Source organism: Mesorhizobium sp. M0037 (genome assembly GCF_040323635.1).
Lineage (GTDB): Bacteria > Pseudomonadota > Alphaproteobacteria > Rhizobiales > Rhizobiaceae > Mesorhizobium.
Genome location: NZ_JAMYVB010000009.1, coordinates 211474 through 235733, shown reverse-complemented (window position 1 = coordinate 235733; position 24260 = coordinate 211474). Strand labels below are relative to the sequence as shown.

The following is a 24260-nucleotide window of genomic DNA, read 5'->3' as shown; positions in this document are numbered from 1 at the left end:
GGAGTAGGGAGTAGGGAGTAGGGAGTAGGGAGTAGGGAGTAGGGAGTAGGGAGTAGGGAGTAGGGAGTAGGGAGTAGGGAGTAGGCTGGTGTCGGCGCCGTTTCCTTCACTACTCACTACTCTCCATTGCCTAACGCCTTCTCGGCTTCTGCCACCCAGTGTCCAGCAATCCAAGCCTGCCGAGTTCCCGGTCCACGGCCCGCGTCACGTCCTTGCGCTGCGCGCCGACGTCGCGCAACTGGCGATCCGACAGATCCTCCACGTCCTGGCGCGGCAGGTTGATGGCGACTTTCGCCTGGCGAAGCCAGTCCGTTAGGGCATGCAACCAGTTCGAGCGAGCTGCTGGCGAGTTCAAAACGAAGATGGACATGATGCGCTCCGTGTTCCGCCAGATATCAAATCCGGCTTGATGGTGTTTCGATGGATGCATCATGCCGCATTGAAATCCATGAGAGAAACGAGTAGTTCTTTTCGGATCGTCAAGTTTTATTTGAGGATACGGTGATGTCCCGTCTGTTGCCCGGAACGCGCGCGCTGAGGACTCTGGAAGCCGCCGCCCGCCACCTCAATTTCACCCGCGCTGCCGACGAGCTCGGGCTGACGCCGGCGGCGGTCAGCCACCAGATCAAGGAAATCGAGGATCAGCTCGGGCTGGTGCTGTTCACGCGAACCAGTCGTACCATCCAGTTGACCGAGGCAGGTACGGTGGTGTTCGAGGCCTCGATCGATGCGCTCGACCTGCTCAACCGGGCGGTGTCGCGGGCGCGCAAGCTGACGCGCGGCACGGCATTGCTGAAGGTGACGCTCGACGCGCAGTTCGCGTCAAAATGGCTGATGCGGCGCGTCGACGATTTTCGCAAACTTCAGCCCAGTATCGAACTGAGGTTCGACATCGGCTACGAAGTGCGCGATTTCGAACTCGACGACGTCGATGTCGGCATCCGGTTCGGGGTCGGCAAGTATCCGGGGCTTCGCGCCCATCGCCTGTTCGACAACATCCTCATTCCGGTGTGCAGCCCGAGCCTGCTGACCTCCGGCCCGCCGCTGCGCGAACCGCGCGACCTCTTCAACCACACGCTTGCCCATATCGAATGGTCGCGCCAAGGCGTGACATGGCCGAACTGGCGCATGTGGATGGCCGCGGCCGGCATCAACGATTTCGACGACAGCCGGACTATCGTGTTTGGAACCTCTACCGATGCCGTGCAGGCGGCGCTCGACGGCAATGCCGTGGCGCTCGCCGAGTTCGCCATGGTGGCAAACGACCTTTCCCAGGGAAGGCTGGTGCAGCCCTTTGAACTCGGTCTGCGCGTGGGGCCGGAGTTCGGCTACTTCCTGGTCTATCCCGAGAGCACTGCCAACGATCCGCGCATCATCGCTTTCCGTGAATGGATCCTCGACGAAGTCGCCAGGACGCAGACCTGACGACTTCTGCAGGCCTCAGCCGGCGACCGGCGTCCCGAACCAGCCGATCACCGCGCCGATGATCAACAGCACGCCGAGCCAGTGGCCGCCGTCGATGAGGGTCAGGTCCCAGCCGAAATTCTCATAGCGATGGTTGGCCGTCAGCGTCGTGGCGACGAAACCCAGCCAGAGGACGAAGCCGAAGACCAGCCCTGCGACAAGGACCGGCTCGCCGCCGGTCATCGCGCCGACGACCAAGGCTAAGACCAGCGCCATGATCAGCTCGGCGATGAAGGAGATGATGAAGGGCAATATCGATTTCTTTGACGTTGACGGATCGATCCTGGCCGCCCTCATCCAAGGCTTGCTGAGGGCCGTGTACCAGACGGCGCCAAACAGCCACGCCGCGACGGCCGCGACAACCACCGCCAGCCAGTTCACCACTGAAAAATCCATAAAGTCCTCCCCTCAAGCATGCCGCCCAAAGCCTGACGGTTCTGGGATAACAACATGCGTATTCTTCAAAATGCGCGATGGAACGCCTGTTCGGCATTGCCGTCAAGCGAAGCGCCACACCGTGGTGCGCTTGACCAGGGCGTCCTCCAGCGCGCGCGTCACCGCCACTTCGTAGACGGCGAGCGGCTCCAGTCCCGCCTTCGGCATGTAGGAGCGGCCCGGATCGCCGACGAGGATGTCAGCGCCGCGCGCCTTCAGTGTCGAAAACCACGGCATCAGCGTGTCGGCGAAGGATTTGTCGTAGAAGACGTCGCCGGCCAGCACCACGTCCCAGCCGGCGTCGGTGCCGATGCAGTCCGTGCCGCAAAAGTCGATGGCAACGCCATTGGCCTCTGCGTTGAGGCGGATCGCCGTTTCGCAGAACGGGTGATGTCGGCGGCGATCACGTGCGCCGCACCCGCCTTGGCGGCGGCGATGGCGACAAGGCCGGAGCCGGAGGCGAAGTCGAGCACGCGTTTGCCCCGCACATCCGACGGATTGTCCAGCACGTAACGGGCAAGGCCCTGACCGCCGGCCCAGGCAAAGGCCCAAAACGGCGGCGGCAGGCCGATTTCAATCAGCTCGTTCTCCGTGCGCTGCCAGAGGTCATGCGCTTCGTCGGCAAGATTGAGGACAATCTCCGGCACATGCGGCGGCGACATAAGCGCCGTGTTGTCGAGAATGAACTTTTTCGCGCTGTTCGGCGTAAGGACCGTCACGGAGCCGGCGTCAGGCCGCCCATGCGGCAGACTTCCTTCCATTCGGCCGGCGTCACCGGCTGTACGGAAAGCCGTCCAAGCCGCACCAGCGCCATCTCGGCAAGCTTCGGATTGGCCTTGACCTGCTCCAGCGTCGGCGGGTTCGGCACGTCCTTGAAGGCGCGGATGTCGACGCATTCCCAGCGCGGATCGTCGGTGGTGCTGTCGGGATGGGCAAGCCCGCAGACTTCGGCAATGCCGACGACGTTCAGCCCTTCATTGGAGTGATAGAAGAAGCCGAGATCGCCGATCTGCATCGCCTTCATGTTGTTGCGCGCTGCATAGTTGCGCACGCCGTCCCACTGCGTGCCGGCCTTGCCCTTGGCCTTCAGCGCCTCGAAGGAGAAGACCGAAGGTTCGGATTTGAACAGCCAGTAGTTCATGTCTTTGCTCCAACTACTATTTTTTGCGCAATTCCGGACGGAAAACCGTTACACACTTTTCCTGGGATCGCTCTAGGCGCCGCCGGAACTAACTAGCCGCCGGCTTGTTGAAGGTCCAGTTCCACTGGCGGATTTCGACACTTTCGAACAGCCCGGCCTTGGCATAGGGGTCGGCAGCCGACAGCGCCTGCGCACCGGCGAGATCGGGCGCTTCGACGACGACGAGGCTGCCGTTGGGCTTGCCTTCGGCGTCGAGGAACGGGCCGGCAAAGGCCAGTTTGTTGTCGGCGTTCAGGCCTTCGAGAAAGGCGACGTGGACCGGCCGCGTATCGACCCGCACCTGCAGGCTGCCCCGCTTGTCCTTGCAAATCAACGCAAACAGCATTTTTAAAACTCCGTTTTGGGATTGCGACAACAGCTCGCTTGAACTGCCGAAATCGCGGTTTTGCTTTTATGCTGGCTTCGGGTCAATGCCAAATGACGATCTCTCGACGCATTGAATCTCCGCTATGGCTCAAGCCAAGGCGTTGAAATAGTTGACAGTCCTGGGTTGATGAAAATCACAAACGCAACCCGCTTCGCCGAAAGAGTGGACGAAGGCGACAGGCTGCGTCGCGCAACACAACAGCGCACCAGCTTTGCTTGCCGCCGCCTATAAATACACTACCGTGTATTTCGTAAATTCAAAAATAATCAATTTTCGATACGCAACACTCCAGCAAGTCAATTGTGAAATGGGCTGGTCTGCTCAGAACGCCTGAATAGAGGTCGCAATGGAGAGCATCGCGCGCAACACGACGGTTCGGATCGACGACGTCGCGCTTGCTTTCACGGCCGGCATGGGGACCGAGCGTGTTCTCGTCTCTGCAATCATTCCTTGCCTGAACGAGGAACTGACGCTCGGCATTTGCATTCGCAAAGCCTTCAATGCCTTCTCGATGCGCGGCATCAAGGGGGAAGTCGTCGTTGGCGACAATGGATCCGCGGACAAGTCGGTGGAGATTGCGCAAAAGCTGGGAGCGCGGGTCGTTCATCAGCCGGTAAAGGGCTATGGCGCGGCAATCAGTGCCGCGGTCGAAGCGGCCGAAGGCAAATATCTCATCATGGCGGATGCCGATGATTCCTACGATTGGAGCCAGCTCGGCGATTTCGTCGATGCGTTGGAACAGGGTGCGGAACTTGTGATGGGCGACCGGTTCGCCGGCGGGATCCAGCCGGGCGCCATGCCATCGTTGCATCGCTACCTCGGCAATCCTGTCCTTTCCACCATCGCTCGCTGTTTGCACAACTCTCCGGTCCGCGACTTCCATTGCGGCATGCGCGGTTTCACGCGCGAGGCATTTCTAAAAATCGGCGCGCGCTCGCCAGGGATGGAATTCGCTTCGGAAATGATCATCAATGCGCATCGCGCAGGGCTCGCCATTCGTGAAGTGCCGATCAAGCTCTACCCCGACAAGCGCAACCGCGCGCCGCATCTGCGTTCCTTCCGGGACGGTTGGCGACATCTGCGGCTGATCATAGCCCATGCGCCCGATACCATGTATCTCGTGCCTGGGCTGACCTTGTTGATCGCTGGCATTGCCGGCCTTGCCGTTCTCGCGGCTGGGCCTGTTCGCATCGGCGGATGGTACTTTGGAATTCACTTCGTCGCGCTTTCGGCCATGGCGACGTTGATTGGCCTTTCAGCGATCCTGTTCGGTATGCTGGCAAAGGTGGCAATCGCCATCTACCACCCGGTCTACAGCGGTCGAATTGTGCCATGGCTGACGCGCGGCCGGCCTTTGGAATGGCTGGTTTTTTCCGGTGGCGTACTCGCGGCAACCGGCTTCGCGGCCGATGTGTCACTCGCGCTACATTGGATTCTTGTTGGCGGCCCCATGGAGCAATCGGTGCACCTGACCTTTGTAGTCACCACCATCTGCGTGGCCGGCATGTCGATGGTGCTGTCCGGCTTCGTGCTCAAATTGCTGCTTGATACGTTGAGTAGCAGACGTGAGCTCTAGCCCTCCAGCAGCCTTGCGAGCGGAAATTCAAGCGGCAAGCCGCGCGGCCGCAAAGCCTTTTCTGTCGGTTGTCATGCCGGTCCATGACGGGGCGGCATGGATTGGAGCGACACTTGACTCGCTTGCTGCAGAGCCGAGCGATGGCCTGGAGATAATCATTATCGACAGCAGCCCGACAAACGCTACTTCCGCCATTGTCGAGCGATTTCTCCACCGGCCGGCCTTCCGGCTGCTGCGGCGAAAGGATCTAGCGCCCTGGCAGTCGAAGACCAATCTGGGCGTTGAGCTGGCCGCCGCCGACTATGTCTGCATACTCCACCAAGACGACCTTTGGTTGCCCGGGCGCATCGAGGCCACGCGACGCTGGCTCGAGGACCTGCCCGAAGCAGTGCTTCACTTGGCCCCGACTGCGATCGTGGACCGCCACGGCCGACGAATGGGATGCTGGAACTGTCCCTTGCCGAGCGACAAGGTGCTCGAATCCGACTTCTTGCTGGAACGGCTTCTCGTACAGAATTTCGTGTCCGTGCCTGCTCCGTTATTTCGTCGGAATGCGTGGCTGGCCTGCGGGGGCATGGATGAGAGGCTCTGGTATACGGCTGATTGGGATATGTGGGCGAAGCTCGCCGTTGCCGGACCCGTCATTTATCATCAGGAGATAACCACGGCCTTCCGGGTTCATGGCGATTCGCTGACCGTAACCGGATCGCGCGACGCGAACGAATTCCGTTCGCAAATGCAGACTGTCCTGGAGCGCCATTTGGACCGGCTTTCGGCGCGCAGCCGACGCCGGATCGAATCTACTGCTCGGGCATCGATCAGCGTTAATGTGTCGCTGGCGGCTGCGTCAGCCGGCGACTTGAAGGCCTTGCATCGAGCCTTTCGTATCATGCTGTCGCTCGGGCCGACGGGATTGAGGCGCTATTTGCGCGATTCGCGGCTGCGTGAGCGTGTCATGTGCCGGCTTCGCGCGAAACTAACAGGAGCTTTCTGAGGCAATGTCCAGCTCTGTCAGGATCGCCGGCAGCCGAGTGGACCAGAGCGAAAGACCGCTTCTGGAACGGGGATGGCGGTACATTGTGGTGGGAGCGCTATGCGCAATTGCGCACAACGCCATCATGATTACGGTCGATCAGCTGGGCGGGCGTTACCTGCTGGGCATCATGATTTCATTCCTGGCGGTGACGCCGACCGGCTACGCTCTGCACAGCTGGTTCACCTTCGGCAAACCGCTGCGCTTCAAGGCATTTGCGCGTTTTGCGGCAGGCGTGGCTGCGGCCTACCCGATCTCGGTAGCCATGATGGTGCTTCTCTGTTCCTGGCTTGGCCTTGGTGTTGCGATTGCGTCTCCGATCGCCACCGTCGCATTGCTCATCTGGAACGTTGTCGTTGCGCACCTGGCGATCTTGTCACGGTTCAATCTGCGGCCCGCCACCGCGCCGACGGCATCGTCTCGCCCAGCCACACAGCAATTTGCGGGAAACGAGGAATAAGAATGTTACCGCCAGGTCAGATCATACGCAGGGCTCTTGGCCGCCATTTCAAGCCGGTCGGAGACGTCTACCGTCGTGTTTTCGTCAATCTCAATGTAATCGCGGATTTTCTCGATCGCGAATTGCCGAACGGCGCGAAGGTTTTGGATATCGGCGGCGGTGATGGAGCGCTTGTCGACCGGCTGCTCGATCGGCGCCCCGACCTGACGGTTACGATGTGCGATCTCGCCCCTTCGATCGGTGCGTTTCTAAGCAACGCAAATCGGGCGAAGGTCGAACTTCTGCCCGCGACGGACCTTTCCAGCGTGCAAGGGTCCTACGATGTCGTCACGATTTCCGACGTCATTCATCATGTACCGGTGGATCGGCGCGAGGCGTTCTTCAAATCGCTGGCCAACAGTTGCGAACGCTGGGCCTGCCGGAAGATCATCCTCAAGGACATCGAGCCTGGTGGAATACGCGCCACCTTGTCGCTTCTTGCGGACCGGCACATTACCGGAGACAAGCATGTCGTCTTGTTTTCGCGTTCGGACTTCGCGGCCATGGCAAAGCGGCATTTCCCGACGGCAAAGAGAGCATCGGCATCACCGGACCGGCCGAATTATTGTGAACTGCTCAGCTGGTAGCAGATGGGTGGATCCCGGCGTGTCACGAGGCGGTAAGCGCGGATCAACGACACGCTATTTGGTCGCGATGGTGCTGAGCATGCTGGCGATCCGGTGACTCTCCGGGCGATCGACCAGAAATTTATCGATAAACTTCAACGGGAATGTCAGCGTCAGGATTGCGGCTTTCGCTATCATGTAGCGGGTTCGGTTCTCTCGACCGACAACGACGCCGATATATTCCGAAAGGATGTTGACGATCGCGCTTGTCGGCCCTTGATGCGTCTGGACCTCTACCCTTGCGAACCGCTGGAGAAGCTGCTCGATCCCGTCCTTTGTGAAGTTGCAGTAGTGGGCGGGATAGCCGTGATAGGGGAACAGGAAAGGGTTGATGCAGAGCAGCTTCCCACCCGGCTTCAGGACACGGAACACTTCATCGACGACCGCTACCGGATTGGGAACATGCTCGATCACGCTGTCCAGAATGACGACGTCGACGGAATCGCTCGCAAGCGGCGTGTGCTCGATATTCGCGACCAGATCGACGTTCGGGGTGGGGAACAGGTCAATGTTGAGAACATCGGGGCGGACGCGCCGTGCGCCGGAGCCGAACTCAACGATCATTGAGTCCTGAGGTATCGAGGCAAGAAACGAATTCAGCGTGTCGTGCGGTGAATATTCGCTGGTGATGACCTGCTTGAGCGAATTGTAGAGACGGGCGCGCGTACTGGTACCGGCATACGCCTCTTCATGGAAGCTCGCGTCGAAGCCCTCCCTCACCGGCGACTCGACAAAGAACGGAATGCCTTTGTGCACGGGATAGGGGCCAGGGCAAGATTCGCAGGTCAGGGCAACCGGGCTTGTGCCAAGCCTGGAATAGCAGACTGGGCAGACGAGGCCCGATGCCATCTTGGGTTGTAGCACGCGATGTCCTTTCAAGCCTCCGCATTGTCGCAGAAGGCTGGCTGCCGTGTTTGAACATAACCTTCTTAACAAGCAAAAGGCTAACAGCGGCTAAAGTCCGCTGCGTATAGACAGGCTGGAGCGGAGCGCTGCAAGAATCCGAAGCGCGACGGCTTCAGTTCCGCACAGTGTCGGAAAATTAACCGCGGTGGAACCATGCTTCGCCAAGCGGAGCTGCCGGCCTCGAAGTTGTTGTCTGAGGATGAAGGGCGTTGCGCCCAGCGAGACAGCACGCCTGGCGTTGGTCTGCCTGGGCACGATCGCGGGGGTTGTCTTGAATACGCAGGAGCCGGGACCAAACAAGCTGTTCGCTCTCGGGCAGCGCCCAACAACAACTTTTCTGCATATCCTGATCGCACTCAAGATCATCTTGCTGTTCGTTCTGGCTTGGAACATCCGCTTCGTCATGGATGAATTCGTCCAACTCGGATGGGCGAAATATTTCTCCAACGGCCTGTTCGATACGATCTGGCATCCCAAGGCGGTCGGCTATGCGGCTTTTTATGAGATTGCTCATCTGATCGGCTGGAATGCCACGTCGATTCTGCTTGCTGGCCGCATGCAGACTGCGTTGCTGGCCTGCGGGACGATCTCTTTGATCTACCCATGCGCTCGCGCTCTGGGCGAGGATCGCGTGCGCGCTTTGACGATCGTCCTCGTTCTCCTGTGCTTTTCGAATTTCATGGAGCGCATCTTTCGTACCATCGCCGAACCGCCGGCAGTGTTCTTCGCCGTGGCGGCGTTGCTGGTTGTCCTGCGCGCACCTGGGTTGAGGGCAAGGCAGCTTGTTGCCGCCGGCATGCTAAGTGGCCTTGCCTTCGTCATCACTCAGAAATCGGTCTACTTCAACGTTGCGCTCGGCATCGGCCTTGTTGCTGACGCAGCCTTGATGAGACGCTACGCAACAGGGGCGGTTCGCGGAGGGTGGCTCGTGCTTGGATGGGCCGTTCCGATAATGGTCTATTGCTTGATCTTCGGTGGAGGCGCCCCTGTTCTCGCGGCCAAAAACCTTTTACTTGGCCCGGTCGAGATTGCGACGCGTGGAGGCGGTGACTACGGGGGACTGAGGCAGTTCGTGTTACAGACACTGGCGCGGAACGCCCTTCTTTACGGGATCTGTTTCTCCGGTATGGCCCTGTCACTGATGCGGATCATGAAACTCGATGGTCGAAGGCGAATTGCGCTGATCTTTTCACTCGTCATCACGGTGCTGGTATTCACGCACGACCAGCCCTGGCCTTATGTCTTCATCATGGCGTTGCCGTTCGTTGCGCTCTGGTCGTTGGAGCTTCTCGACAGCACCGCAACCCACGCGCGCTACCGGGTTCCTGTCCTCGCGGTGCTGATCACAGCCATCGCAATGAGCTACGCGAGCAATGTCGTTTACCTACGCCTCAACAATCAGGCCCAGCTTGAACTGGTCTCGCGCGCGGAATCTTTGCTCGCACCGGATGAGAAGTATTTCGACGGCATCGCCATGCTGCCCAATCGACAGGAGCCCTCCACACTCTGGCTCGACCAGCATTATGTCTTGAAAACATTGCAGGAAGGCAGGCAATCGGAAGCCTACAAAGTTCTCTCGGATTCCCCGCCCAAGATGGTCCTCTGGTCATATCGCATGGATTTGATCGATACCGTGATCGCGCCTCTCATCCGCGACAGCTACGTCCAGATCGCTCCCAACATCAGAATGGCTGGTCGTCGCCTCTATTCCGGTCGTCCGGTCGTTTTCAAGGTGCCTGTCGCCGGACGATACAGCCTGTACACGACCAGCGGGGAGCTTGCAGACGGCGAGGTCGAGATAAACGGCACCTCGCATTCTTCGCCCCTATCCTTGGAGGCAGGTACCAGCGACGTTGTCCTGCGCAACGGTCCAGCCGAGGCACTGCTGCTGCCGGAAGGTCACTATGAAAACCGCATCGTGCCTGGCGGGGACAATACCGAGCTGTTCACGGGAGTTTACAATTAAATACCGGTTTCGGTCTTCAGCGGCCGGGTCATCAATGCCGTGACAGCCTGCCGAATGGTGATCGTGCCGTCCAGTATCGCCGACACCGCAGCGATGATCGGCGCGTCGATGTGGCGCTCGGTGGCGATGCGGGCGGCGATCGCCGCCGTCGGCACGCCTTCGGCGAGCGGCAGTCCGGACAAGGGCTTACCTTGCCCCAGCGCCAGCCCATAGGCGAAATTGCGCGACTGGGCCGAAGAGCAGGTGAGCAAAAGGTCGCCGAGGCCGGAAAGCCCCATCAGCGTCTCCGGCTTGGCGCCGAAGGACGCGCCGATGCGGCGCAGTTCGACGAAGCCGCGTGTCACCATGGCGGCCTGCGCGCTGGCGCCGAGCCCAGCGCCGGTGACGGCGCCAGCGGCAATGGCGAACACATTCTTCAAAGCACCGCCGATCTCGACGCCGATCAAATCGTCGCTGGAATAGCAGCGCAGATTCTGCGCCGAAAAGCGCGCGGCAAGCTCGGCCGCCAAGGCGTCGTCGCGTGCAGCAACCACGACAGCGGTCGGCAGACCCCTGGCGACGTCGGCGGCAAAGCTGGGACCGGACAGGGCCGAAACCGGAGTTTCGGGCAGAATCTCATCAACGATCGCCGACAGCAGCGCGCCGGTGTCGCGCTCAATGCCTTTGGCGCAGAGAACCAGCGGGATGCCTTTCGGCATATGGGGCTTTGCCGTCGTCAGCATGGCGCGCAGCGCCTGTGCCGGTGCCACGGCCAGCGCGCAATCGGCATCGGTCAGGGCAGTGCCGATATCGCTGGTCGCCGCAATGCCTGTTTCAATGGCGATGCCGGGGAGATAACGCGGGTTCTCGCCGCGGCGGATCGCGGAAACCGTCTCTTCGTCGCGGGCGTAGAGCCGCACATCGTGACCGGAGCGCAGCATCGCCAGCGCCAGCGCCGTGCCCCAGGCGCCGCCGCCAAGCACGGCGACGCGCCAGCCGGTTCTGTCCCTGCCGCTTGTCTTGCTGGCGCTCATGCTTTCGCTCCGCGCCGGCCGGAGCCGACCATCGGCGCCGAAATGCTGTCCAGCGGCCAGCGCGAACGCGGCACGAAATCGAAGCCGTTCTCTTGCGACAGGCCTGCCCGCAACCGCTCGATCCCGGCCCAGGCGATCATCGCCGCATTGTCGGTGCACAGTTTGAGCGGCGGCGCGACAAAGGCGAAGCCGGCCTCGGCGCACTGCTTCTGCAGCGTCGCCTTGATCGCTCTGTTGGCGGCGACGCCACCGGCAACGACCAGCGCCGGCTTGGCCTTGTCCGGAAATTCGTCGCGGAAGCGGGCAAGCGCGCGGGCCACGCGGTCGCCCAGCGCATCGGCTACTGCCGCCTGGAACGAGGCGCAGATGTCGGCGACATCCTGCTCAGTCAGCGGCTGGATGGCGGTCGCCGCCTGGCGCACCGCAGTCTTGAGGCCGGAGAAGGAGAAATCGGGCTGCGCCGAGCCCTTCATCGGCCGCGGAAGGGCAAAGCGCGCCGCATCGCCCGACATTGCCGCCTTTTCGACGTTCGGGCCGCCGGGATAGGGCAGGCCGAGCATTTTGGCCGTCTTGTCGAAAGCTTCGCCGAGCGCGTCGTCGATGGTCGTCGCCCAGCGCTGGTAGTCGCCGACGCCGCGCACGGCGACGATCTGGGTGTGGCCGCCGGAAACCAGCAGCAGCAAATAGGGAAAGTCGAGCCCGTCGGTCAGCCTTGCGGTCAGTGCGTGGCCTTCGAGATGGTTGATGGCGATCAGCGGCTTGCCGGCGGCCGCTGCAATCGCCTTGGCCGTCATCAGGCCGACGATCAGCCCGCCGACCAGGCCGGGGCCCGCAGTGGCGGCAATGGCGTCGATGTCGGCCAGGGCTACGCCCGAATCCGCAAGAGCGGCCTCGACAATGCCGTCCAGCGCCTCGACATGGGCACGCGCGGCGATCTCCGGCACGACGCCGCCGAAGGCGGCGTGCTCCTCGATCTGGCTGAGCACGATGTTGGACGCAATCACCGGCACGGAATCGCCGTCCAGCGTCACCACGCTGGCGGCGGTCTCGTCGCAACTCGTCTCAATGCCCAGAACGCGGATCAATTCGTCGCTGTCTCCAGAGATTGTGTCGCCGGACTTTCCTAGTTAGTAGAGGCGGGCCTCGTTAGGGAGAGCGCCGGAAACGCAAAGCCAGCCGGGGGTTATCACGGACCGCGCGCCATGCAAACTTTGAAAATCGGAACACGCGGCAGCCCGCTGGCGCTCGCCCAGGCGCATGAGACGCAGGCGCGGCTGATGGAAGCGCATGGCATGCCGGCGGAAGCCTTCGAGGTCGTCGTCATTTCGACCAGCGGCGACCGCATCCAGGACCGGCCGCTGTCGGAAGCCGGCGGCAAGGGGCTGTTCACCAAGGAAATCGAAGAGGCGCTGCTGGCCGGCACGATCGATATCGCCGTGCATTCCTCCAAGGACATGCCGACAGTGCTGCCGGTCGGGCTGGAGCTGTCCGCCTTCCTGCCGCGCGAGGATGCGCGGGACGCCTTCATCGGCAAGGCGGTGGAGCGCATTGTTGATTTGCCGCAAGGCGCCAAGGTCGGGTCGTCTTCGCTCAGGCGTCAGGCGCTGATCCGGCGCATGCGGCCGGACCTAGACGTGGTCATGTTCCGCGGCAATGTGCAGACCAGGCTGCGCAAGCTGGAGGAAGGCGTCGCCGAAGGCACGATCCTCGCTTATGCCGGGCTGAAGCGGCTCGGGCTCGGCCATGTCGTCACCGATCTGATGCCGCTCGATGCTTTTCCGCCGGCGCCGGGACAAGGCGCAATCGGCATCGAAACCCGCATCGGCGACAGCGAGGTCGAAAAGATGCTGGTGGCCATCCATGATGTGTCGACAGGCCAGGCGCTGGCCTGTGAGCGCGCCTTCCTGGCGGCGCTCGATGGCTCCTGCCGCACGCCGATCGCCGGCTATGCGACGATATCGGGCGGCAGGCTGGTTTTCGCCGGGCTGATCATTTCGCCCGATGGCACGCAATCGCATGAGGTCAAGGCCGAAGGCTTGGCGCTGGATGCCGCTGACATCGGCACGGACGCGGCCAGGATGGTGCGGGTCAAAGCGGGCGAAACCTTCTTCGACGGCTGGGTCTGATATGCGTGTCCTGGTGACGCGGCCGCAACCTGGGGCGTCGCGAACCATGCGGCGGCTGCAGGAATTGGGATTTGAGCCGCTCCTTCTGCCGCTGACCGAAACGGTGACACTGCGGGTTGGCGCCGATGCTGCGAGCGACAATGCCGTGGCCGTCGCTGTGACCAGCGCAAATGCGGTGCGGCATGCGCCGAAAGAACTCATTCGTGCGCTCGCCGCCTTGCCTTGCCATGCCGTCGGACGCAGGACGGCTGAAGCGGCACGTTCGACAGGGTTCTTGTCGGTCAGCGAAGGGGCGGGCGACGCCGAGCGGCTGGCCGAGGCGATTGCTGCCGGCCTTTCCGGCAAGGCGGTCGTCTATCTCACAGGGCGCGTGCGGTTTCCGGCATTCGAGGCGCGGCTGCGAAAGGCCGGCGTCGAGGTCCGCACCGTCGAAACCTACGACACGATTTCGCTCGATTATTCCGATGCTGAAATCCGTACACGCCTGTCCGATCAGGCGGTCGACGCGGTGCTGCTCTATTCAGCCAAGGCGGCGGCAGCGTTGCAGGCCTTGGCCAGCCGGGCGGAACTGCGCGATCTCCTTGAAAACATGCAGGCTTTTGCGCTCTCCGAGCGCGTGGCAGCGGCGTTTGACAATGCCGCCGGCAAAAAAATACGCATTGCGCGGGAACCGCAGGAGGAGGCGCTGCTTGAGCTGTTGCACCGCGGCGACTGAGCCCCGTGTCATCACGCCGCCCCTTTTCACCTGATGATGATGTGCTAGACCATTTTTCAAACCATCACGCGCCGTCGGGCGCCCAGACGAAGCAGGATTGCGGAGCCCAGGCATGGTCAAGACGCCGAAGATGCGACATTCGAAAAGCCGCCGCGAGCCGGTGACCATCGAACTCGAACCCGGCGCTGTCTCGCGCATTGCCGATGCGGATGCCGCCAAGACGGATGTCGCCAACTCGGACGACGTCGAGGCCCCGGCAGGGTCGGTTGCGGCTGAGGATGCGGCTGCCATGGCCAATGCGCAGCCGGAGACGCCTGACGAGCCCGTTCATGCCGATCAAGCCGATCTCGAGCCGTGGGAGCACTCCGACGCCGCGGCGCAGGCCGCTCCCGAAAGCGCCGATGCCAAGGCGTCCACCCAGGCGGAGCAGCCTTACCCCACCGCTTCGGATGCGCCACCGCGCGCCAGAACCTCCGACTTCAGTTTCGAGGATGCCTCGCCCAAGCCGGGTGCACCCAAGGAAACCCCAAGGACAGCCGGGAACCAGCCCATGGCCGCGCAACCGAAGCGCACGAACGGCATTGCCGCCGGCATCATCGGCGGTGTCATCGCGCTGGCTGCCGCCGGGGGGCTGCAGTTTGCCGGCGTGCTTGGCGCTCCGGGCTCAGGGGCGGGCACGGTCTCGCTCGACGGCGTCAATGGCGAGATCGCTTCGCTGAAGCGCGAAATCGCCGACCTCAGGGAAGCCAGCGGCAATGGCGCCGCAACGGCCAAGGTCGACGGGCTGTCTTCGGCGCTGGATCAGGTCAAGGCCGATGTCGCATCGCTGAAATCGGCGGTCGAAAAGGACGGCGCCGGCGACAATGCCGGGCTTGCCGCGCTTGGCGACAAGGTCAAGCAGATCGAGACGGCGGTTGCCGCCCTTGGCCAGGCCGGTGGTGCAGCGCCCGTCGATCTCGCGCCGCTCAATGAAAGACTGGCGGGCCTCGACGCACTGGTGAAATCGGCCGGTGAGGCAGCCAAGACGCAGGAAGGCAAGATCGCCGCGCTGGAGCAGTCGGTGACGCAGCTCGCCGGCAAGGTCGATGCGCAGGCCTCGCAGCCAAAGATCGCGATGGCCATCGCCGCTTCGGCCTTGAAGGCGGCGCTTGACCGCGGCGCGCCGTTCGCCGCCGAGTTGGAGACCTTTGCGGCGATCTCGCCCGATGCACCGCAGATTGCAGCGCTGCGCCCCTACGCTGAAAAGGGCGTCCCGACCCGCACCGAGATCGCCGGCGAGGCCGACGCCGCGGCCAATGCGATGGTCGCGGCGGCGACGCCGGTCGATGAAAATGCCGGCTTCTTCCAGAACCTTTTGTCGAGCGCCGAATCGCTGGTCAAGGTCCGGCCGATCGGCGCCGTCGAAGGCGCCGGCGCGCCGGAAACCGTGGCGCGCATCGAAGTGGCGGTCAATCAGGGCGACTACGCCAAGGCGCTCAGCGAATACGCAACGCTGCCGGATGCGGTCAAGGCTGCTGGCGCCGACTTTGCCGGCAAACTGAAGGCGCGCATCGACGTCGAGACGCAGGTCGACGCGCTGATTGCAGGAGCGATGAAGGCATGAGGACGACACGATGATCCGCATTCTCATCTTTCTCGCCGCCGTCTTCGCCCTCGGTCTGGGCTTTGCCTGGCTGGCCGATCGTCCCGGCGAGATGGTCGTTACCTTCAACGGTTACCAATACCAGGTCAGCCTGATGGTGGCGGCGGTGGCGATCGTTGCCGTCGTCGCAGCGGTGATGATCGTCTGGTGGCTGATCAAGTCGCTGTGGAACAGCCCATACACGATCTCGCGCTATTTCCGCGTCCGCCGCCGCGACCGCGGCTACCAGGCGCTGTCGACCGGCATGATCGCAGCCGGCGCCGGCGACGGCGCGCTGGCCCGCAAGAAGTCCAAGGAAGCCGCCAAACTGATCCGCTCCGACCAGGAGCCGCTGATCCAGCTGCTCGAAGCGCAAGCCTCGCTGCTCGAAGGCGACCATGAGGGCGCGCGCGAAAAATTCGAGGCCATGCTCGACGACCCCGAAATGCGGCTGCTTGGCCTGCGCGGGCTCTATCTCGAAGCCGAACGGCTCGGCGACCGCAACGCGGCGCGTCACTATGCCGGCCGCGCCGCTTCCGTCGCGCCGCAACTGGCTTGGGCCGCCGAATCGACGCTGGAAGATCTGACCGGGCGCGGCGACTGGGACGGCGCGCTGAAGCTGGTGGAGGCGCAGAAGTCGACCAGGCAGATCGAACGCGACGCCGCCAATCGCCGCCGCGCCGTGCTGTTGACCGCCAAGGCGCAGGCGCTGACCGACAGCGACCCCAATGCAGCCAAGGCAGCGGCACTCGAGGCAAACAAGCTCGCGCCCGATTTCGCGCCGGCCGCGGTTGCAGCCGCCAATCTTCTGTTCAAACAGAACGATGTGCGCAAAGGCTCGAAGATCCTTGAGGCAGCCTGGAAGGCGGAGCCGCATCCCGAGATCGCCGAGCTCTACACCCACGCAAGGCCGGGAGATGCCGTGGTCGATCGTCTCAACCGGGCGAAGAAGCTGCAGGAGCTGAAGCGCAACAATGCCGAATCGTCGATGACGGTGGCGCGCGCCGCGCTCGATGCGCAGGATTTTTCCACCGCCCGCCGCGAGGCGGAAGCGGCGATCCGCATGGATCGCCGGGAAGGCGCTTACCTGCTGCTGGCCGATATCGAGGAGGCAGAGACCGGCGACCAGGGCAAGATCAGGCAATTGCTGTCCAAGGCGGTCCGCGCGCCGCGCGATCCGGCCTGGGTCGCCGACGGCGTCGTCTCCGAACGCTGGGCGCCGGTATCGCCGGTCAGCGGCAAGCTCGACGCTTTCGCCTGGCGCGCGCCGATGGAGCGGCTGGGCCAGCTCATCGACAGCCATGAAGACGAAGCCGATGTGCCGGTGCTTGCGGCACCCGCCAAGCCGGCAAAGGAAGCCGAAGTGATCGATCATCCGGCCATCGCCAGGACGAGCAGCGAGGCGCCGATCGAGCCGAAGCCTGCTGTGGGCGACGACCAGGTCACGCCGGTCACTTCCGCCGCTTTCGCCGCAATACCACCCGACGCCGAACCCGTCGAACCTGCCGAGGAACTGGCGCGGCTGCCCGACGACCCCGGCGTCGACCCCGATGACGAAGCGGAGAAGTCACCGCGCCGCTTCCGCCTGTTTTGATCCCTGAAGCATGATCCCAAAAAGTGGATACCGGTTTTTGGAAAAGATCATGCTCCAATAAAGTGAAGTGAGCACCATGTTCGAACGCGTCCTGGCCTTTCTGAAAGACCTGCCCTCCGGGGCTGGGGCTCGCGCGAATGCGGACGATCCGCGCGTTGCGGCGTCGGCTTTGCTCTATCATGTGATGAATGCCGACGGCGTACGCCAGGATGTCGAGTGGGAGCGGTTCAAGCAGGTGCTGGCGCAGAGCTATTCGATCAGCGGCGACGAGCTCGATGCACTGGCTGCCGCCGGCGAGCGCGCCGACAATGAGGCGATCGACCTCTATGCCTTCACCAGCGTCTTGAAGCGCCATCTCGACGCCGAGGCGCGCAAGGCTTTCATCGGCCTGATGTGGGAAATCGTCTATGCCGACGGCGAACTGCATGAACTGGAGGACAACACCGTCTGGCGCGTTGCCGAACTGATCGGCGTCGAGCGCCAGGATCGCGTCGAGGCGCGCCGCAAGGCGGCGGCCGCCGCGCCCGGCGCCAGCGGAACGTCGAGCGACGAATAGGATTCCGCCTTTCCATGCCGCCCAGACCGAGCTCGAAACCAAAAATCCTGATCGTGCTGCATCAGGAGACTTCGAGCCCCGGCCGGGTTGGCCACATCCTGCTCGAGGAAGGTTTCGACCTCGACATCCGCCGGCCGCCTCTTGGCGACAGCCTGCCGGAGACGCTGGAGGGACACGCCGGCGCCGTGGTGTTCGGCGGGCCGATGAGCGCCAATGACGAAGATGAGTTCGTCCGCCGCGAGACCAACTGGCTCAATGTTCCGCTAAAGGAGAACCGGCCCTTCCTCGGCATCTGCCTTGGCGCGCAGATGCTGGCCAATCATCTCGGCGGCAAGGTCGAGGGGCATGGCGAGGGGCTGGTCGAGATCGGCTGGTATCCGCTGAAGCCGACCGAAGCCGGCAAGAAGCTGCTGCCCTGGCCCGACATGGTCTACCAGTTTCACCGCGAAGGCTTTTCGCTGCCCAGGGATGCGACGCTGCTGGCGACGGCGGAAACCTACCCCAACCAGGCTTTTCGCTATGGCGACAATGCCTGGGGCATCCAGTTCCATGGCGAACTGACCCGGTTGATGATGCAGCGCTGGGTGGTGCGCGGCGCGCACCGTTTCGAATTGCCCGGCGCGCAGCCCGGCCGCGACCATCTCGGCGGCCGGCTGATCTGGGATATGCACCTCAAGCGCTGGCTGAGCGAATTTTTGAGCCTGATCTTCGGCAAGCCTACTGAGGGATAGAGCAAATCCAACTACTCTGAACGGCCGAGCTTGCCCAAAGACGACTTACCTATGGGAGGCGTGTACGATGGATCCGTGACCTTAGCCCGTTCCCGCAGATTTGGATTGCGCCCCAAACACTCCGATGGATCGAAAAACTCCGTGGCGCATTTGAGCTTCGGCTAATAACGGCCCCAGGAGAGAACCAATGAAGAAGACGCTGCTCATTTTAAGCCTACTCATTCCGCTCGCGGCATGCTCCCGCACTGAACAAGGCGCTGCCGTCGGTGGTTTGGGTGGCGCAGCTGTAGGCGCAGCAGTGGCCGGCGACCCGGTAAAAGGGGCGGTTGTTGGCGGTGCGGTCGGAGCGCTGGCCGGGGCGGTCATCGGGCACGCCAGCGAAGCCGGCCAGTGCAGATATCGCGGTCGGAACGGTCGAGTTTACGTTGCTCAGTGCCCGGACGGCTACTGATCTCAAAGGCGCGTGATCTCTTTCGATCACGCGCCTGCTCGGGGTAGGATAACTTGAATGGCATATGACAGCAAAAGACTGCTGGCTTTCTGGTTAGCCGTTGTCAGCGCTGTCGCGATAAACGCCGAACTTTCGACTGCGGCCTTGGCCGCACCTGTAGAAGCGAAGACGATTGCCGATCACTTCTCATCGGTAAAGTCCATGTCCGGGGACTTTGTCCAGTCGGGCCCAAGAGCGGAAAGGACCAAAGGGAAATTTTTCCTCCAGCGGCCGGGCAAGATCCGGTTCAACTATGCAGGCCAATCAGGGGTCAGCGTAATTGCAGATGGAAAATCCTTGGTGGTCTATAACAAGAAGCTCAAGACATCGCGGCTTTATGCTCTCTCGAAGACGCCGCTCAAGCTGCTCCTCGACAATCAGGTCAACTTTTCCGGCAATCGCCTCAAAAGTATCAGGGACGATGGCGCCCAGGTGATCATCAGGCTGGCCGACAAGTCGGCCTTCGGCAATTCGAATATCACTATGGTGTTTGACAGGGAATCGCTCGATCTACGCAGATGGACCCTGACTGACGAGAGGGGCCTTACCTCGACAGTCACCATATCCAACGTGAAGCAGGGCGTTCGCGCTCCTGCGGGCACCTTCACTATCGACTATGCTGCAAACCGTGAATTCAACACCAAAACGAAATAGTCGGCAGCGCCACGAACTGCCCGTGTAACACTACTCGGCGGCCGTCTCGGACGGCACCTCTGCCGGTGCCGAAGACTCGGCCTCGGCATGCGGCTTGCGCCGTGAGAACAGTGACCTGAGCGTGACGTAGAACACCGGCGTCAGGAACAGGCCGACGAAAGTGACGCCCAGCATGCCGGAGAACACCGCGGTGCCAAGCGACTGGCGCATTTCCGCGCCCGGGCCCGTCGCGATCATCAGCGGCACGACGCCGAGGATGAACGAGAAGGCGGTCATCAGGATCGGCCGCAGCCTGAGCCGGCAGGCTTCGACGGCAGCCTCGGCCGCCGACAGGCCGCGTTCCTGGGCCTGCCGCGCGAACTCGACGATGAGGATCGCGTTCTTGGCGGCAAGTCCGATCAGCACGATGAGGCCGATCTGCACGAGGATGTTGTTGTCCAGCCCTCGGAACGACACGCCGAGCAACGCCGCGAGCACGCCGAGCGGCACCACCAGCACGATGGCGAACGGCAGCACCCAGCTTTCATATTGCGCCGCCAGCGCCAGGAACACGAACAGCACCGAAAGTCCGAAGATATAGACAGCGGCATTGCCGGTGTTGCGCTCCTGATAGGCGAGTTCGGTCCATTCGTAGGAGGTACCGGCCGGCAACGTCTGTGCCGTGATCGCTTCCATCTTGGCAAGCGCATCGCCGGTGGAAACGCCGGGCGCGGCGTTGCCCTGCAGCGGCACCGAGACGTACATGTTGTAGCGCTGGACCAGCGCCGGGCCGGTGACGTCGCGGATCTCGATCAACGTGCCCAGCGGAACCAGCGCGCCGGTCGCCGAGCGCACCTTCAGTTTCAAGATGTCGGCGCGATCGAGGCGGAACGCCTGGTCGGCCTGCGCGCGCACCTGGTAGACGCGCCCGAAAGCGTTGAAGTCGTTGACGTAGGCGGTGCCCAGATTGATAGACAGCGTCTCGAAGATGTTGGGGATCGGCACGTTCAGGATGCGCGCCTTGTCGCGATCGATCGCCAGGAAGAATTGCGGGCTGGACGCGGAGAAGGTGGTGAACACGCCGGTCAGCCCCGCCGTCTTGTTGGCCTTGCCGGCAATTTCATAGGCAAGCGCCAGGATCTGCCGCATGTCGGCGCTGTTGCGCTCCTGGATCTGCAGCTTGAAGCCGCCGGCATTGCCGACGCCGCGGATCGGCGGCGGCGGCAGTGCGATAATGAAGGCTTCCTTGATGCTTTGCAGGCTGCCGAACAGATTGCCGATGACCTGGGTCGCGGACTGGCCGGCTTCCAGTCGCTCGTCAAACGGCTTGAACCTGGCGAAGATCACGCCCGCGTTGCTGGCATTGGTAAAGGTGGCGCCGGAGAAGCCGGCGAAGGCGACCGCGTAGTCGACGCCCGGCGTTTTCTGGATGATCTGCGACGCCTGCTGGATGACGGCATCGGTCCGCGATAGCGAGGCGCCGTCCGGCAACTGGACGACGACGATCGCATAGCCCTGGTCGAGCGACGGAATGAAACCGCGCGGCACCGTCTGAACCATATAGACCGTGGCGTAGATGAGGGCCGCGAAAACGGCCAGCGTGGCGGCGATCGCTATCCGCGAGCCGACCAACACGCGCACGATGCTCGAATACCAATGGGCGACCTTGTCGAAGCCGCGATTGAAGCCGTCGGCGAGCGCCCGTCCGAACCGCGCCAGGAAAAAGCGCGGCGGCGCCGCAGCAGTGTGGTGCGGCTTGAACAGCAGCGCGGCCAAGGCCGGCGAGAGCGTCAGCGAATTGAATGCCGAGATCGCCGTCGACACCGCGATGGTGATCGCAAACTGCAGGTAGAACTGCCCGGAAATGCCGGGAATGAAGGCTGTCGGCACGAACACCGCTATCAGCACCAGCGAGATCGCGATGACCGCCGTTCCGACTTCGTCCATGGTCAGATGCGACGCCGGATTGGGCGCCAGCCCGCTGGCGATATTGCGCTCGACGTTCTCGACCACGACGATCGCATCGTCGACGACGATGCCGATGGCCAGCACGAGGCCGAACAGCGTCAGCATGTTGAGGGAGAAGCCGGCGGCGTAAAGCACCGCCAGCGTGCCGATCAGCGACACGGGGATCGCCACGATCGGCACGATCGCCATGCGCCACGATTGCAGGAAGACGATGATGACGATGATGACCAGAACCATCGCCTCGAGGATCGTCTTGTAGACCTCCTGGATCGACTCGGCGACGAACTCGGTCGGATTGTAGACGATGTCGTAGCTCAATCCCTTCGGGAAGTCCTGGGAAAGCTCCTTCATCTTGTCCTGGATCTCCGCGGCTGCGGCGAGCGCATTGGTGCCTGGCCGCTGGAAGATGGCGAGCGCCACCGCCGGTTTGCCGTTGAGATAGGAGTTGGTGACGTAATCCTTGGCGCCGAGCTCGATGCGCGCCACGTCCTGCAGCTGGATCAGGCGGCCGTCTTCGGCCGATTTGACGATCACGTATCGGAAGTCCCGTGCGTCGTTGAAGCGGCCTTGCGTGGTGACCGTGTACTGGAACGCCGTGCCGGTATTGGTCGGCGGCGCGCCGATGGAGCCGCCCGACACCTGGACGTTCTGGTCGCGCAGCGCCTGCACCACATCGCCCGAGGTCATCCCCAGGGCGGACAGTTTTTCCGGATCGAGCCAGATGCGCAGCGAATATTCGCGTTCGCCAAAGATGATGAGGTCGCCGACGCCGTCCAACCTGAGCAGTATGTCGCGCACCCGCGAGCGGGCGTAGTTCGAGACGTAGAGCTGGTCGTAGGTATTGTCGGGCGACAGCATGTGCACGACCATCATCAGGTCGGGCGAGCTCTTGATGGTGGTGATGCCGAGGCGGCGGACTTCTTCGGGCAGGCGCGGCTCGGCGACCGACACGCGGTTCTGCACCAGCACCTGCGCCTGGTCGAGATCGGTGCCCAGCTTGAAGGTGATGGTCAGCGCCATCGCTCCGTCGCCCGACGAATAGGACGACATGTAAAGCATGCCCTCGACGCCGTTGATCTCCTGCTCGATCGGCGTTGCCACCGTCGCTGCCACTGTCTCGGCGTCGGCGCCCGGGTACTGGGCGCGAACGACGATGGTCGGCGGCGCGATCTCGGGATATTGCGCGATCGGCAGCTGGGTATAGGCAATCCCGCCGAGGATCAGGAGGACGATCGAAACCACCGATGCGAAGATCGGACGGTCGACGAAGAAATGGGCGAACCTCATTGCTGCAACCCGGCGGTGTCGACCTTGGGCGGCAACGTCACCATCTCGACCTTCACCTTGGTGCCGGGCCTGGCGTGCATCAGCCCGTTGACGATGATCGTCTCGTCGCCGGTCAGGCCCGCGCGGATCACCCGGTAGCCGTCGAGAAGCGGGCCGGTGCGCACGGGCTTCGCCGACACCATCCCAGCCTCATCCACCAGGTACACGATGCGGCGATCCTGATCGGCGCCGACCGCCTCGTCGGGCACCAGGACGCCGCTATGCGGCAGCGACCCCGGCACGTTGATGCGCCCGAACATGCCTGGCTGGAGAACGCCGTCGGCGTTGGCAAACCTTGCACGCACCCGCATGGTGCCGGTCGCGTTGTCGATCCGGTTCTCGGCAAAATCGAGCTTGCCCTTGAATACCGCCTCCGCGCGGTCGGCGACGCGAACCACCACCTCGAGCCCGCCGGCGCCTTCCTGCATGCTGCCGCCGCGCTCCTTCGCGTCGCGGGCGTAGCTGAAATACAGGCGCTCATCGACGTCGAAATAGAAGTCGATCGGATCGCGCGTGACGATGGTCGTCAGCAAGGTGGAATCCGGCTGCACGAGGTTGCCGACCGACACCAGCCGGCGGTCGATGCGGCCGGACAAGGGCGCCTTGATCTCGGTGAACTCCAGGTTCAGGTTGGCCGTCGTCAGCGCCGCCGTCGCGCCCTGCATCTGCGCCTGCGCCGAAAGGTATTCCCGCCGGCGGTCGTCGACCGTCGCGGCCGAGATATTGCCGGTCTTGGCGAGCGCATCGGCGCGATCCAGCTGCATCTTGGAGAATTCGAGCAGGGACTTGGCGACGTCCACTTGCGACTTGGCGGCATCGTAGGCCGCCTGGTACGGACGCTGGTCGATGGTGAAGAGCAGGTCGCCCTTGTTGACCAGTGCGCCGTCCTGGAAGCTGATCTTGTCCAGATAGCCGCTGACGCGCGAACGGATGGCGACCTCGTCGACGGCTTCGAAGCGCCCGACGAACTCGTCGTCTTCGACGATTTCACGCACCACCGGCTTGGCCGCCGTCACCACGGGCAGCTGCTGGTCCTGCGCAAACGCGTTGCTGCTGAAAGCCATGCCGAGCAGGAGTGCCACTGGGACGGCGGAGCGGGCCAGCCAGCCGGCCGATCGGCTGGGTCGCCCGCTTGCGTCGCGATGCGATTGCCGATTCCCTGAAGTGTCCATTTGCGTCCCCGCTAGCTGGACCCGGAGGTCGGGTGGTTCTCTTCTATATTTAAGGTTTCTCGTCGAGACCAGAGCACTGCAGTATTGTGCATGGCAACATGATCATTTTCCATATGTGTTGAAATGTCCACCCTGTGGCTGCCCCGCCATCTGGCTAGTTCGCCCAGAACCGGCCCGTCCGCTTCCGACCCATCTCAGCCGTCATCGGCGCAAGCTGATTTGGACCGGATCCAGCGGCTTAC

Annotated in this window: 23 protein-coding genes and 1 pseudogene; 14 read left to right on the top strand and 10 right to left on the bottom strand. The window is 62.8% G+C overall.

Annotated elements, in window-relative coordinates; translation table 11 throughout:
* Positions 1-130: 130 nt before the first annotated feature.
* A complete protein-coding gene (locus NKJ78_RS16300) occupies positions 131-370 on the bottom strand; it encodes a hypothetical protein (RefSeq protein ID WP_023818303.1) in 240 nt (79 codons plus the stop codon).
* Positions 371-504: 134 nt separating this feature from the next.
* Between NKJ78_RS16300 and gcvA the strand changes: the two genes are divergently transcribed.
* The gene (gene gcvA, locus NKJ78_RS16295) at positions 505-1425 is read left to right on the top strand and encodes a transcriptional regulator GcvA (protein WP_352460308.1); all 921 of its coding nucleotides are present in this window, start codon (positions 505-507) and stop codon (positions 1423-1425) included.
* Positions 1426-1440: 15 nt separating this feature from the next.
* On the opposite strand, the gene NKJ78_RS16290 is transcribed toward gcvA, so the two are convergent.
* The 4 genes and pseudogenes from NKJ78_RS16290 to NKJ78_RS16275 all read right to left on the bottom strand — a co-directional run bounded on the left by NKJ78_RS16290 (position 1441) and on the right by NKJ78_RS16275 (position 3425).
* Positions 1441-1860, bottom strand: a complete 420-nt coding sequence (locus NKJ78_RS16290) for a DUF1761 domain-containing protein (RefSeq protein WP_023698384.1) — start codon at positions 1858-1860, stop codon at positions 1441-1443.
* 102 nt (positions 1861-1962) lie between these two features.
* Positions 1963-2660: pseudogene (locus NKJ78_RS16285) on the bottom strand (class I SAM-dependent methyltransferase).
* A complete protein-coding gene (locus tag NKJ78_RS16280; protein ID WP_023683904.1) occupies positions 2615-3040 on the bottom strand; it encodes an EVE domain-containing protein in 426 nt (141 codons plus the stop codon). Before NKJ78_RS16280 ends, NKJ78_RS16285 begins: the two are co-directional and overlap by 46 nt.
* Before the next feature lie 88 nt (positions 3041-3128).
* Positions 3129-3425: a YciI-like protein gene (locus NKJ78_RS16275; protein WP_352460307.1), complete on the bottom strand. Its 297-nt coding sequence runs from the start codon at positions 3423-3425 to the stop codon at positions 3129-3131.
* 388 nt (positions 3426-3813) lie between these two features.
* Between NKJ78_RS16275 and NKJ78_RS16270 the strand changes: the two genes are divergently transcribed.
* Genes NKJ78_RS16270 through NKJ78_RS16255 form a run of 4 tightly spaced genes read left to right on the top strand, consistent with a single transcriptional unit; the run spans position 3814 to position 7162 of the window.
* Positions 3814-5043 carry a glycosyltransferase family 2 protein gene (locus tag NKJ78_RS16270; RefSeq protein WP_023683906.1) on the top strand — a complete coding sequence of 410 codons (1230 nt, stop codon included), beginning with the start codon at positions 3814-3816 and terminating at the stop codon, positions 5041-5043.
* The gene (locus NKJ78_RS16265) at positions 5033-6037 is read left to right on the top strand and encodes a glycosyltransferase (protein ID WP_352562508.1); all 1005 of its coding nucleotides are present in this window, start codon (positions 5033-5035) and stop codon (positions 6035-6037) included. Before NKJ78_RS16270 ends, NKJ78_RS16265 begins: the two co-directional genes overlap by 11 nt.
* A 4-nt stretch (positions 6038-6041) precedes the next feature.
* Positions 6042-6536, top strand: a complete 495-nt coding sequence (locus tag NKJ78_RS16260) for a GtrA family protein (RefSeq protein ID WP_352460305.1) — start codon at positions 6042-6044, stop codon at positions 6534-6536.
* Between the two features lie 2 nt (positions 6537-6538).
* Positions 6539-7162, top strand: coding sequence for a class I SAM-dependent methyltransferase (locus NKJ78_RS16255; protein ID WP_352460304.1), 624 nt, complete (start codon positions 6539-6541; stop codon positions 7160-7162).
* 54 nt (positions 7163-7216) lie between these two features.
* Here NKJ78_RS16255 and NKJ78_RS16250 read toward each other — a convergent pair whose 3' ends face one another.
* Entirely contained in the window at positions 7217-7957 is a 741-nt protein-coding gene (locus NKJ78_RS16250; protein ID WP_023737973.1) for a class I SAM-dependent methyltransferase, read from the bottom strand.
* A gap of 349 nt (positions 7958-8306) precedes the next feature.
* Here NKJ78_RS16250 and NKJ78_RS16245 point away from each other — a divergent pair, with 349 nt between their 5' ends.
* On the top strand, positions 8307-10073 hold the full coding sequence (locus NKJ78_RS16245) for a DUF7056 domain-containing protein (protein ID WP_352460303.1): 1767 nt from the start codon (positions 8307-8309) through the stop codon (positions 10071-10073).
* Here NKJ78_RS16245 and NKJ78_RS16240 read toward each other — a convergent pair.
* A complete protein-coding gene (locus NKJ78_RS16240) occupies positions 10070-11086 on the bottom strand; it encodes an NAD(P)H-dependent glycerol-3-phosphate dehydrogenase (RefSeq protein WP_023705007.1) in 1017 nt (338 codons plus the stop codon). The genes NKJ78_RS16245 and NKJ78_RS16240 overlap by 4 nt on opposite strands.
* Positions 11083-12168 carry a tRNA (adenosine(37)-N6)-threonylcarbamoyltransferase complex transferase subunit TsaD gene (gene tsaD / locus NKJ78_RS16235; protein ID WP_352460335.1) on the bottom strand — a complete coding sequence of 362 codons (1086 nt, stop codon included), beginning with the start codon at positions 12166-12168 and terminating at the stop codon, positions 11083-11085. The genes NKJ78_RS16240 and tsaD overlap by 4 nt, the downstream gene beginning before the upstream one ends.
* A 120-nt stretch (positions 12169-12288) precedes the next feature.
* Between tsaD and hemC the strand changes: the two genes are divergently transcribed.
* From hemC to NKJ78_RS16195, 8 genes are all read left to right on the top strand, one after another.
* Positions 12289-13212 (top strand): hydroxymethylbilane synthase, encoded by a 924-nt coding sequence (hemC, locus tag NKJ78_RS16230; RefSeq protein WP_023705005.1) that lies wholly within the window; start codon positions 12289-12291, stop codon positions 13210-13212.
* Position 13213: 1 nt separating this feature from the next.
* Entirely contained in the window at positions 13214-13927 is a 714-nt protein-coding gene (locus tag NKJ78_RS16225) for a uroporphyrinogen-III synthase (protein WP_023705004.1), read from the top strand.
* A 112-nt stretch (positions 13928-14039) separates the two neighbouring features.
* The gene (locus NKJ78_RS16220; RefSeq protein ID WP_023705003.1) at positions 14040-15530 is read left to right on the top strand and encodes a COG4223 family protein; all 1491 of its coding nucleotides are present in this window, start codon (positions 14040-14042) and stop codon (positions 15528-15530) included.
* 10 nt (positions 15531-15540) lie between these two features.
* Positions 15541-17142 (top strand): heme biosynthesis protein HemY, encoded by a 1602-nt coding sequence (locus NKJ78_RS16215; protein WP_023705002.1) that lies wholly within the window; start codon positions 15541-15543, stop codon positions 17140-17142.
* A gap of 76 nt (positions 17143-17218) precedes the next feature.
* Positions 17219-17698, top strand: a complete 480-nt coding sequence (locus NKJ78_RS16210; RefSeq protein ID WP_023702389.1) for a tellurite resistance TerB family protein — start codon at positions 17219-17221, stop codon at positions 17696-17698.
* A gap of 14 nt (positions 17699-17712) precedes the next feature.
* A complete protein-coding gene (locus NKJ78_RS16205) occupies positions 17713-18429 on the top strand; it encodes a glutamine amidotransferase (protein ID WP_352562507.1) in 717 nt (238 codons plus the stop codon).
* A gap of 187 nt (positions 18430-18616) precedes the next feature.
* On the top strand, positions 18617-18880 hold the full coding sequence (locus NKJ78_RS16200) for a YMGG-like glycine zipper-containing protein (RefSeq protein ID WP_023670477.1): 264 nt from the start codon (positions 18617-18619) through the stop codon (positions 18878-18880).
* Between the two features lie 57 nt (positions 18881-18937).
* Positions 18938-19573, top strand: coding sequence for a LolA family protein (locus NKJ78_RS16195; RefSeq protein WP_023705001.1), 636 nt, complete (start codon positions 18938-18940; stop codon positions 19571-19573).
* 30 nt (positions 19574-19603) lie between these two features.
* Here the strand turns inward: NKJ78_RS16195 and NKJ78_RS16190 are convergent, their stop codons facing one another.
* Entirely contained in the window at positions 19604-22807 is a 3204-nt protein-coding gene (locus tag NKJ78_RS16190) for an efflux RND transporter permease subunit (RefSeq protein WP_023745388.1), read from the bottom strand.
* The gene (locus NKJ78_RS16185; RefSeq protein ID WP_352460334.1) at positions 22804-23910 is read right to left on the bottom strand and encodes an efflux RND transporter periplasmic adaptor subunit; all 1107 of its coding nucleotides are present in this window, start codon (positions 23908-23910) and stop codon (positions 22804-22806) included. The genes NKJ78_RS16190 and NKJ78_RS16185 overlap by 4 nt, the downstream gene beginning before the upstream one ends.
* Between the last annotated feature and the right edge of the window lie 350 nt (positions 23911-24260).